Consider the following 11,651-nt stretch of genomic DNA (forward strand, 5'->3'; position numbering starts at 1 on the left):
GATGAGCGTGCCGATGTCGCGCCTGATCGCCGTTTCGGGATTGCTGCTGGCCCTCTCGGGCTGCGCCCTGATCCCGCCGGAACCCGTGGTGGTGGGGCCGACGACGGCCGTGCCGCCTGCGCCGCCCATGCAGGTGTCGCGTCCGACGGGTTCGATCTTCCAGCCCACGGTCTACGGCAACTACCCGTTGTTCGAAGACCGCCGGCCGCGCAACGTCGGCGACGTCGTCACCATCGTTCTGGAAGAGCGCACCAATGCCGCCAAGAACGTCGCCACGAACACCAACCGCCAAGGCACCACCAGCCTGGGCATCGGCGCCACGCCGTCGTTCCTGGACGGCAGCATCAACGCCAAGCTGAACACCGACGCGACCGGCCAGAACCAGTTGCAGGGCACGGGCAACAGCTCGGCCAACAACACGTTCACCGGCAACATCACCACCACGGTGGTGGGCGTGCTGCCCAACGGCAACCTGCAGGTGGCAGGCGAGAAGCAGATCGCCATCAACCGCGGCAGCGAGTACGTCCGGTTCTCCGGCGTCGTCGATCCGCGCTCCATCACCGGCACCAACTCGGTCTCGTCCACGCGCGTGGCCGACGCCCGTATCGAATACCGCAGCAAGGGCACCATGGACGAAGTCCAGACCATGGGTTGGCTGCAACGCTTCTTCCTGCTGGCTTCGCCGTTCTGACCATGCCATTGCCGATCCTGTCCCGATTCCCGCTCAACCTGGCCATCCGCGTGCTGGCCGCGCTGTGCCTGCTGGCCGGCAGCGCCGCCCACGCCGACCGCCTGAAAGACCTGGCGTCGGTGCAGGGCGTGCGCGGCAACCAGCTGATCGGCTATGGCCTGGTCGTGGGCCTGGACGGCACCGGCGACCAGGTGCGCCAGACGCCGTTCACCCAGCAGAGCCTGACCAACATGCTGTCGCAGCTGGGCGTGACCGTGCCGCCGGGCAGCAACATGCAGCTGAAGAACGTGGCGGCCGTCATGGTCACGACCACGCTGCCGGCGTTCGCGCGCCCGGGCCAGACGCTGGACGTAGTGGTGTCCTCGATGGGCAACGCCAAGAGCCTGCGCGGCGGTACGCTGCTGATGACGCCCCTGAAGGGCGCCGACAACCAGATCTACGCCATCGCCCAGGGCAACATGCTGGTGGGCGGCGCGGGCGCCTCGGCCGGCGGCTCCAGCGTCCAGATCAATACGCTGAACGGCGGCCGCATCAACGCCGGCGCCATCGTCGAACGCGCGGTGCCCACCTCCGTTGGGCAGGACGGCATGGTGTATTTCGAGATGAACGACAGCGATTTCGGCACCGCGCAGAACGTGGCGGCAGCCATCAGCCGCCAGCTGGGCACCGGCACCGCCGTGGCACTGGACGGTCGGGTGGTGCAGGTGCGCGCGCCCGACGATCCTGCCGCCATGCCCGCGTTCCTGTCCCGCCTGGAGAACCTGCAGGTCACCCGCGCGCCGGCCACCGCCAAGGTCATCATCAACGCCCGAACGGGCTCGGTGGTCATGAACCGCAACGTCACGATCGACGAGGCGGCCATTTCGCACGGCAACCTGTCGGTCATCATCAACCAGCAGAACCAGGTCTTCCAGCCCGATACGCCGTTCACGCAGGGCCAGACCGTGGTGGCGCCGACCACGCAGATCGAAGTGCGCCAGGACGGCGGCGCCATCCGGCGCCTGAACACCAGCGCCAACCTGGCCGATGTGGTCAAGGCGCTGAATGCCCTGGGCGCCACGCCTCAGGACCTCCTGGCCATCCTTCAGGCCATGAAGGCCGCCGGCGCGCTGCGCGCCGATCTCGAAATCATCTAGGACCCGTTCGTCATGGCGCTCGTCAGCTACACCCCTCGTCCCGGTTCCCAGGAATCGGTATTCGACATGGGGCGGCTGTCCGACCTGAAGCGCGGCGTGGTGGGCCAGCCCTCGGACGAGGCCGAGCAGAAGAAGGTTGCCAAGCAGTTCGAGGCGCTGTTCCTGCAGATGATGATCAAGCGCATGCGCGCCGCCACGCCCAAGGACGGGCTGTTCGACAGCCAGACCACCGGCATGATCCAGTCCATGACGGACGAACAGCTGGCCTTGCAGCTGGCGGACCCGGGCATCGGCCTGGCCAGGTCGCTGCTGGACCAGATGCCCAAGGGCCATCCGTCCGACGCCTCCGAGTCTTCCGCCCAGGACGATGCCGGGGATGCCAGGCAGGGTGTCCGGACGCCGTCGGGCGAGGTCTCCGCGCTGCTGGACGTGCTGCGCAACAACCGCCCGCGCGACCGTGTCATGGCCGCGGCCGAGGGCGCGCCCGACCACGTGGTCGATTTCGTGTCGCGCATGTCGCACGCGGCCAATGCCGCGGCGCAGCAGAGCGGCGTGCCGGCCCGCCTGATCCTGGGCCAGGCGGCCCTGGAATCCGGCTGGGGCAAGCGCGAGATCCTGCATGCCGACGGGCGCACCAGCCACAACGTGTTCGGCATCAAGGCGGGCGCCAGCTGGACGGGCAAGGTGGTCAACGTCACCACCACCGAATACGTGGATGGCGTGCCGCAGAAGATGGTGCAGCCGTTCCGGGCCTATGGCTCGTACGACGAGGCCTTCGCCGACTACGCCAAACTGATCGGCAACAGCCCGCGCTATGAAGGCGTGACTCAGGCGCGCAACGAGATCGAGGCCGCCCGCAGCATCCAGAAGGCGGGCTATGCCACCGACCCGGCCTACGCCGACAAGCTGATACAGATCATGGGCCAGCTCAGTGCGTCGATCTCGCCCGCGACTTTTTCCGGACGCCGCTAAATTTGCCCGCAAACTTGCCGTTAACCGGGTGTCTGTAACTGATTGCCGTCGACCACGAGGCACTGCATGAATCTGTACAACTTGGCGCTGTCGGGACTGAATGCCTCTCAGGCGGGCCTGGAAACGACCAGCCACAACATCAACAACCAGACCACGGTCGGCTACACGCGCCAGCGCGTGCTCACGTCCACCGCGGGCGCCACGGCCACCGGCCAGGGTTTCGTTGGCCGCGGCGTTCGGGTCGACACGATCGAGCGCCAATACGACAGCTTCCTGTACCGCCAACTGGTCGGTTCGCGCGGCACCGGCGCCCAGTACACGACGCAGCTGGACCAGTTGTCGCAGATCAATGATTTCCTGTCCGACCGCACCGTGGGCATCACGCCCGCGCTGAACGATTTCTTCAAGAGCATCAACAGCGCGGCCAGTTCTCCGGCCGATCCGGCGGTCCGCCAGGACCTGCTGGGCAAGGCCAACAGCCTGGCCACCCAGCTGAACTCCGCCTACCGCGAGCTGCAGAACCAGCGCGATGGCCTGAACACCCAGATCAGCACCACGGTCGAACAGGTCAACAGCTACCTGAGCCGCATCAACGAACTGAACCAGCAGATCGTCGTCGCGCAGGGCAAGAGCGGCCAGCCCGCCAACGACCTGCTCGACCAGCGCGACCAGGCCGTGTCCGAGCTGAACGAGTTGGTCGGCATCCGCTACTACGAGCAGAACGGCGCCATCAGCATCACGCTGCAGGGCGGCCAGACCCTGCTGTCGGGCGTCACGGTGCATCCGCTGAAGGCCGTGCCTTCGCAGGCCGACCCGCGCCGCACCGTGCTGGCGTACGACACGCCGGCTGGCGGCGGCACCACGGTCACGGTCGAACTGGCCGACAGCGAAGTGTCCGGCGGCAAGATCGGTGGCCTGCTGGCCTTCCGCCGCGATTCGCTCGACCAGGTGCAGAACCAGCTGGGCCAGTTGGCCGTCGGCCTGGCCATGGCGGTCAATGCCCAGCATGAAAAGGGCATCGACCTCAACGGCGATCCGGGCGGCGCGATGTTCAGCCTGTCCGACCCGACGGCCCTGGCCAACAGCCGGAACACCAGCGACGTGGGGCTGGCCGTGAAGTACACCGACGCCAACCAGATCAAGGCGAGCGGCTACAAGATCGAATTCGACGGCGCCGACTACCAGGTCACCCGCCTGTCCGATGGCCAGTCCATCACGCCCACGGTGGACGCCGCCACTGGCGCGCTGTCTTTCGACGGGCTGACCGTCACGCCGTCCGACGTGCCCCATGCCGGCGACAGCTGGCAGCTGGAAGGTACGCGCGACGCCGCGCGCGACATCACCGCCATCATCACCGATCCGGCCAAGCTGGCCCTGGCCGATACGGCCGGCGGCACCAGCAACGGCAACAACGGCCTGGCCCTGGCCAAGCTGCAGACCGGCAAGGTGCTGGCCGGCGGAACGATGAGCCTGAACGAAGCGTTCTCGACCATGGTCAACAACGTCGGCGTGCAGACCCAGCGCCTGCAGTCGTCCAGCAAGGCGCAGAACGACCTGATCACCCAGCATTACGCCGCCCAGCAGGGCGTGTCCGGCGTCAATTTGGACGAAGAGTACGTCAACCTGCAGATCTACCAGACGCAGTACCAGGCCAGCGCCAAAATCCTCGAGATCGCCGGCACGGTGTTCGACACCTTGCTGGGTCTGCGCTAAACCCCGATCGCCGACATCGCACGCCCCATTCCGGAAGATAGATCATGCGTCTGAGCACCTCGTTGATGTACCAGAACGGCCTGAACGGCCTGCTGAACCAGCAGTCCACGCTGTCGCGCCTGCAGCAGCAGCTCAGTTCCGGCCGCGCGTTCCTGTCGCCCGCCGACAATCCCCTGGCGGCGGCCCTGTCCGTCAACGTCACCCAGACGGCCAGCATGAACGAGACGTACGCGGCCAATCGCGTCAAGGCCAACACCACGCTGGGCCTGGAAGACAACGCGCTGGGGTCCATCATCACGACCATGCAGGACGTGATGAAGCGCATTGTCGAGGCCGGCAACGGCACGATGAGCGACGCCGACCGCCAATCGCTGGCCACGGCGCTGGCCAGCGCCCGCGACCAACTGGTGGGCCTGGGCAACACGACCGACGGCAACGGCGAGTACCTTTTTGCCGGCTTCACGGGCAATAGCGAGCCCTTCGTCAAGGACAGCGCCGGCAACGTCACCTATACGGGCGACCAGGGCCAGCGCCTGATCCAGGTGGACCAGACACGCCAGATCTCCGGCAGCGACGTCGGCTCGGACATCTTCGGCAAGGCCGCGGCCGGCGTGCTGGCCTACATCGCCCAGGCGGGCGCGGCCAACACGGGCAGCGGCACGTTCGGTACCGTGTCCTTCGGCGCACCCGGTGCCACGAGCAACGTCAAGAGCGATTTCTCCATCGCCTTCTCCAACAACGCCACCACCGGCGCGCTGGAGTACACCGTCACCGTCACGCCGCCGCCGTCCACGGATCCTTCCGTGCCGACCCCGCCGCCGTTCACGCTGCCGGCCAAGCCCTACGTCGCCGGAGAGACCATCGACATGGGCGGGGTGTCCATGAAGATGTCGGGCCAGCCGGCCGCCGGAGACTCCTTCACGGTCCAGACACCGAAAGAGTCGAACATGAACACGTTCGATTCCTTGAACAGGCTCATCAACGTGCTGAAGTCGCCGTCCTCGGGCAACGAACAGGCCACCGCCGCGCTGGTCAACCAGCTGGCATCGGCCAACAAGCAGATTTCGCTGGCCTATGACAACGTGCTGACCGTGCGCGCCTCGGTCGGCGCGCGCATGAACGAACTGGACGCCCTGGACGCCACCGGCAAGCAGAAGGGCCTCTCCTATACCAAGCAACTGTCCGACCTGGAGGACGTCGATCCGTTCAAGGTCACCAGCGAGCTGGTGATGCGCAAGACCGCGCTGGACGCGGCCTCCCAGGCTTTCACGCTCATCCAGGGTACGAGTCTGTTCCGCAGGAGCTGATTCCGCTCCTGTTCGGCAGACTGCTACCCGCAGAAATTTCCTTTACGCGCTCCCACTAGAGGAGCGCGTTTTTTGATAGATAGGCAAGTCATGTTCTCGAATTTGAAGGTCCGCACCTGCATCGGCATCGTGTTGGGCCTGTTCTGCCTGTTCATGGCGGTCTCGAATGGGCTGTCGCTGCTGAGCTTCACCGCCAGCAACGACAAGCTGGATGGCGTCAACCGCGCATACTCCGACCAGGTCGTGCCGACCTATGCAGGCTACGTCAGCCTGCTGCGCACGCGCATCAACGTGAACGAAGCGCGCGTCGCCCTGGGTGACAATCGCCAGTCCGACGCGGACACCGCGCTGCAGCGCGGGGCGGATTACCTGGACCGCGCGCGCAAGCAGATCGACGACATGGGCAAGTCGCAGATGGCGCCCGACGTGGCCGAACGCGCCCAGCCCATGCTGGCCGCGCTGCGCGCCTACGCCGACGCGAGCGAACGCCAGATCGGCGCGTTGCGTGCCCAATCGGCCAGCGACTACGCCGCCTTGTCGCCCACGGTGCTGCGGCACAGCCAGGAGGTCGAGAAGACCCTGGACGCCTTCCTGGGCTACGTGGACCAGTCCACCGACAACATGGTCACTGCGGGCTTCGCCGACTTCGACCGCTCGCGCGTGGTCACCATCGTGCTCTTCATCCTGTCGCTGCTGGTCTGCGTCGGCTGCGGCATTTTCATCAGCCGCAACGTGCTGCGTCCGCTGAAGGAAGCCGGCACGCACTTCGACAAGATCGCCGCTGGCGACCTGACCCAACGTGTGGAAGTGCGCAACAGCAACGAGATCGGTCAGCTGTTCGCCGCGCTCAAGCGCATGCAGGAAAGCCTGACGCGCACGGTCGGCACGGTGCGCCGCGGCGTGGACGAGATCAACGTCGGTGCCCAGGAGATCTCCGCGGGCAACACCGACCTGTCCAGCCGTACCGAGCAGCAGGCGGCCTCGCTGGAAGAAACCGCGGCCTCGATGGAAGAGCTGGCCTCGACCGTGAAGCAGAACGCCGACAACGCGCGCCAGGCGAATCAACTGGCGGCCAGCGCGTCCCAGGTGGCCGAGCGTGGCGGTTCCGCGGTGTCGGAAGTGGTGAGCACCATGGAAGGCATCTCGGCGAGCTCGCGCAAGATTTCCGAGATCGTGTCGGTGATCGACGGCATCGCGTTCCAGACGAACATCCTGGCGCTGAACGCGGCGGTGGAAGCGGCGCGGGCGGGCGAGCAGGGCAAGGGTTTCGCGGTGGTGGCGGGCGAGGTGCGCTCGCTGGCGCAGCGCAGCGCGCAGGCCGCCAAGGAAATCAAGGTGCTGATCGAGGACTCGGTCAGCAAGGTCGGCATGGGCTCGCAGCAGGTCGAACGCGCCGGTGCCACCATGCAGGAGATCGTCAGCTCGGTCAAGCGCGTGACGGACATCATGGGCGAGATCTCTGCGGCGTCGGAAGAGCAATCGAGCGGCATCGACCAGGTCAATCGCGCGGTGTCGCAGATGGACGAGGTGACGCAGCAGAACGCGGCGCTGGTGGAAGAGGCGGCGGCTGCGGCGGGCTCGCTGCAGGAGCAGGCGCAGCGCCTGGCCGAAGCCGTGGCGGTATTCCGCATCAACGCCGGCGAAGTCATCGACGCGCCGGCCCGGCAACTCGCATCGCAAGCCGCGCCGCGCGTGCAGGCGCCCGCCCCGGCCGCGCAGCCCGTGGCCAAGCCTGCCGCCGCGCAGCCGCCCCTCCAGGCGCCCCGACTGGTCGCGACGGCCCGCGTGGTCGAGCCCGGCACGGCCGAGGGCGCCAGCGCGCGCCGCCCGCCGCGCCGCCGTGCCGCACCCGAAGCCGCCGCTCCCGCCGCCACGCCGGCGCGCGGCAAGCCCGCCGCCGACGGGGCCGCGCCTGCGGCCAGCCGGCCCGCTCCGGGACGGCCCGCCCCGGCAAGGCCCGCCCCGGCCTCCGACGACTGGGAATCCTTCTGACGCGCACCTACCGGGGTGCCGGCGGCAGGCGCTGGCTCCTTTTCAGCACATCGCATACGAGTCCATATGCTCTCGAACGTGAAAGTCAAGACTGGTTTGTTGTCCGCACTGCTGGCCCTGGTCGTCATGGGGCTGGCCTCGATCGGCCTGGGTTGGAACAGCGCGCATGATGGCGACGTCGCGCTCAGCCGCCTGGACAGCCTGAGTGTGCGCCAGAGCACATTGCTGAAGGACGGCTATGTGCTGATGCTGCGGTCCATCATCCGCGCCGACATCGCCGCCGCCCAGCAACAAGCCGGCGATACGGCGGGCTTCGGCCAGAGCATGGGCATGCTGCAGTCGCAGGTTGCCGCGGGCCTGAAGAAGGTCGAGGAGTTCCGCGCCATTCCCAAGGTGACGGATGTCGGACGCCAGACCGCGGATGACTTGGTCTCCAGCTTCCAGGCGCTGGCAGCGACCCTGCAGGACTTGCAGGCCGCGCTCTCGTCCAAGGACAGCGCCAGGTATCTCGAGGTGAAGAACAACAAGGTGGGCGCGGCCAGTGTGGCGCTGGCCGGCAAGCTGGACGCGTTCAGCGCGAACATCCAGGCCATGAGCGAAGAGGCGCTGACCCATTTCCGCAGCCAGATCCGGGTGGCGGACATCGCCTATGTCGTGATGGCTGTGCTGGTGCTGGCGGTGGCCGCCGGCGCCTTCCTGTTCATGACCCGCGCGGTGCTGCGTCCGTTGAAAGAAGCCGGCGTGCATTTCGACCGTATCGCCGCCGGCGACCTGACCAGTCGGGTAGAGGCGCGTAGCAACAACGAGATCGGCCATCTGTTCGCTGCGCTGCGCCGCATGCAGGAAAGCCTGGCCCGTACCGTGGGCTCCGTGCGCCGTGGCGTGGACGAGATCAACGTGGGCTCGCGAGAGATCTCCGCGGGCAACACCGACCTGTCCAGCCGCACCGAGCAGCAGGCGGCCTCGCTGGAAGAAACCGCGGCCTCGATGGAGCAGTTGGCCTCGACCGTGAAGCAGAACGCCGACAACGCCCGCCAGGCCAACCAGCTGGCGGCCAGCGCGTCGCAGATCGCCGAGCGCGGCGGCTCGGCCATGGCCGAAGTGGTCCAGACGATGGAGGCCATCTCGGCGAGCTCGCGCAAGATTTCCGAGATCGTGTCGGTGATCGACGGCATCGCGTTCCAGACGAACATCCTGGCGCTGAACGCGGCGGTGGAAGCGGCGCGGGCGGGCGAGCAGGGCAAGGGTTTCGCGGTGGTGGCGGGCGAGGTGCGCTCGCTGGCGCAGCGCAGCGCGCAGGCCGCCAAGGAAATCAAGGTGCTGATCGAGGACTCGGTCAGCAAGGTCGACGTCGGCTCGCAGCAGGTCGAACGCGCCGGCGCCACCATGCAGGAAATGCTGGGGTCTTCCCAGCGCGTGACGGACATCATGGGCGAGATCTCTGCGGCGTCGGAAGAGCAATCGAGCGGCATCGATCAGGTCAACCGCGCGGTGTCGCAGATGGACGAGGTGACGCAGCAGAACGCGGCGCTGGTGGAAGAGGCGGCGGCTGCGGCGGGCTCGCTGCAGGAGCAGGCGCAGCGCCTGGCCGAGGCCGTGGCGGTGTTCCGCATCAATGCCGGTGAAGTCATCGAGGTCGCGGCGCAGCTGGAAGCCAGCCGCCAGGCGGCTCGCGTGCAGGCGCCGGTTGCGGCAAAAGACGCGGCGCCGTTGCGTGCCGCCGCCGCGCTGCCGCCGGTCCAGGCCGCCAAGCAGGAGCCGGCGCAACCCGCCCGCCGTGCGGTACGCCTGACCCATTCGGACAAGCCGGCGGCGCCGGACGCCGCAAGCGCGCAACGTCCCGCCCGCCGTCGTGCGGCGACGGCGGCTGGCACGGCGACGCGCGATACCTCGGTGCGCCAGACTTCGGCATCCGCCGCGGCGCCAAGCGCATCGGCATCGGCAGCGGCACCGAAGGCGTCGGCCGCGCGTTCGCGGACGCCGGCCGAGGACGACTGGGAATCCTTTTGACGGCGCGACCACGCCAACCATGGGGCAAGCGATGCGATATCTGAAAGTCTTGGCGATTGCGGGAATGCTGGTGCTGGGCGGGTGCGTGGCCTCCGGCCACAACTTCGACCCGGGCAAGCTCTCGTCCCTGACGCCAGGCCGTACGACCATCGCCGACGCGTCGCGCGCGCTGACCGCGGCGCCCGATCAGGTTTATGCGCAGGGCGACGGCACCACGCTGGCGCTCTGGCGTTTCCATATCACGTTCGTTCCGGATGGGTTGTACAGCCGCAAGGAAGCCTTGCTGCAGTTCGGCCCTGACGGACGTCTGATGCGGCTGGTGGACAGCACCAACATCCTGCTGGAACCCTGGGAGCGGCAGAAGCTGCTGGGGCCGGAGCCCGCGCCGATCGCGCCGGTGGCCGTCATACCGCAGGAACCGACGCCCGAGTCTGGCTGGATCGTCATTCCGCCAGGCGCGACGCGGTAAGCGCCGCAGTACCCGGGCCGCGGCCCGGTGGAGCTCTGCGTGCGGCCGACAGGCCGGACGCGCTCAGAGTGGTTTTTCTTTTATGAAATATTCCTGGAAACAGGGGGGGCTTATGGACACGAATCTGGAAGCAGGCGAGCAAAAAGGCAAGGCGAAGAAGCGCAAGCGCGCACCGAAGCAGAAACGGTCCATGAAACTGCGCGACGCCCGCGTGGGCACCATGCTGATGTTCGTCATGGGCATCTTCGCCGTACTGGTCGCGGCCATGGGCCTGATGGCGGCGTATTTCCTGCAGCAGAACTTTCAGTCGGTCCAGCAGATCACCCAACTGACCGAGCGCGGCAAGCAGGTCGAGGTCATCAACAGCGACATGCTGCGCGCCCGTGTGGCGCTGATGGTGGCCGCGCGCCACCTGCAGGAAGCGGGCTGGGGCGGTGGCGGCGGCGGCAACGGCCAGGGCGCCGCCGGCGCGTCCAGCCAGGCGGCCAAGGATTCCCTGAAGGAAGCCACCGACCTGCTGAACGGCGTGCGCGGCCGCTTCACCGAGTTCCAGAAGAACATGCTGGAAGACGAGACCGGTCGCCAGCTGTCGATGAACCTAGTGCGCCGCTACCGCTCGTACATCGACGACGGCGTGGACACCATGCTGGAAGCCCTGCGCAGCGAGGACTATTCGACCTTCTACATGGTGAACAACGAATACGGCATCCCGCGCAGTGCCGCCTTCATCGAGGCCATCGGCCAGTTCACCAACTACATCCAGGATGCCCAGAACGCGACCACCGAGCAGGCCAAGACCAGCTTCGAACGCGCGCTGATTGCCGTGGTCGGGGCCGTGGTGCTGGCCATCATCCTGATGATCATGGCGCGCATCGTGTTCGGCCGCCTGGTGGTGCGTCCGCTGGTCGAAGCCGGCCAGCATTTCGACCGCATCGCCGCGGGCGACCTCACGTCCCGAGTGGAAGTGCGCAACAGCAACGAGATCGGTCAGCTGTTCGCCGCGCTCAAGCGCATGCAGGAAAGCCTGACGCGCACGGTCAGCACGGTGCGCCGCGGCGTGGACGAGATCAACGTCGGTGCCCAGGAGATCTCCGCGGGCAACACCGACCTGTCCAGCCGTACCGAGCAGCAGGCGGCCTCGCTGGAAGAGACCGCGGCCTCGATGGAAGAGCTGGCCTCGACCGTGAAGCAGAACGCCGACAACGCGCGCCAGGCGAATCAACTGGCGGCCAGCGCGTCCCAGGTGGCCGAGCGTGGCGGTTCGGCGGTGTCGGAAGTGGTGAACACCATGGAAGGCATCTCGGCGAGCTCGCGCAAGATTTCCGAGATCGTGTCGGTGATCGACGGCATCGCGTTCCAGA

General features: G+C 67.3%; 9 protein-coding genes. All 9 read left to right on the forward strand.

What is annotated here, in order from left to right; all coding sequences use genetic code 11:
- Positions 1–13 precede the first annotated feature (13 nt).
- The gene (locus FS845_RS26315; protein ID WP_260986459.1) at positions 14–691 is read left to right on the forward strand and encodes a flagellar basal body L-ring protein FlgH; all 678 of its coding nucleotides are present in this window, start codon (positions 14–16) and stop codon (positions 689–691) included.
- Between the two features lie 2 nt (positions 692–693).
- Complete coding sequence (locus FS845_RS26320; protein ID WP_144641654.1) at positions 694–1,827, forward strand: flagellar basal body P-ring protein FlgI; 1,134 nt, start codon at positions 694–696, stop codon at positions 1,825–1,827.
- A gap of 12 nt (positions 1,828–1,839) precedes the next feature.
- On the forward strand, positions 1,840–2,799 hold the full coding sequence (flgJ, locus tag FS845_RS26325) for a flagellar assembly peptidoglycan hydrolase FlgJ (protein ID WP_144641657.1): 960 nt from the start codon (positions 1,840–1,842) through the stop codon (positions 2,797–2,799).
- A gap of 66 nt (positions 2,800–2,865) precedes the next feature.
- A complete protein-coding gene (gene flgK / locus FS845_RS26330) occupies positions 2,866–4,512 on the forward strand; it encodes a flagellar hook-associated protein FlgK (RefSeq protein WP_144641660.1) in 1,647 nt (548 codons plus the stop codon).
- Between the two features lie 44 nt (positions 4,513–4,556).
- The gene (gene flgL, locus FS845_RS26335) at positions 4,557–5,819 is read left to right on the forward strand and encodes a flagellar hook-associated protein FlgL (RefSeq protein ID WP_144641663.1); all 1,263 of its coding nucleotides are present in this window, start codon (positions 4,557–4,559) and stop codon (positions 5,817–5,819) included.
- A gap of 90 nt (positions 5,820–5,909) precedes the next feature.
- On the forward strand, positions 5,910–7,811 hold the full coding sequence (locus FS845_RS26340) for a methyl-accepting chemotaxis protein (protein ID WP_144641665.1): 1,902 nt from the start codon (positions 5,910–5,912) through the stop codon (positions 7,809–7,811).
- Between the two features lie 66 nt (positions 7,812–7,877).
- Positions 7,878–9,821, forward strand: coding sequence for a methyl-accepting chemotaxis protein (locus FS845_RS26345; RefSeq protein WP_144641667.1), 1,944 nt, complete (start codon positions 7,878–7,880; stop codon positions 9,819–9,821).
- A gap of 64 nt (positions 9,822–9,885) precedes the next feature.
- Positions 9,886–10,290 (forward strand): hypothetical protein, encoded by a 405-nt coding sequence (locus FS845_RS26350; RefSeq protein WP_409929346.1) that lies wholly within the window; start codon positions 9,886–9,888, stop codon positions 10,288–10,290.
- 112 nt (positions 10,291–10,402) lie between these two features.
- The coding region (locus FS845_RS26355) for a HAMP domain-containing protein (RefSeq protein WP_144641669.1) at positions 10,403–11,651 on the forward strand (1,249 nt) is incomplete at its 3' end.

This window comes from Bordetella genomosp. 13, assembly GCF_007679965.1.
Classification (GTDB): Bacteria; Pseudomonadota; Gammaproteobacteria; order Burkholderiales; family Burkholderiaceae_B; genus Bordetella.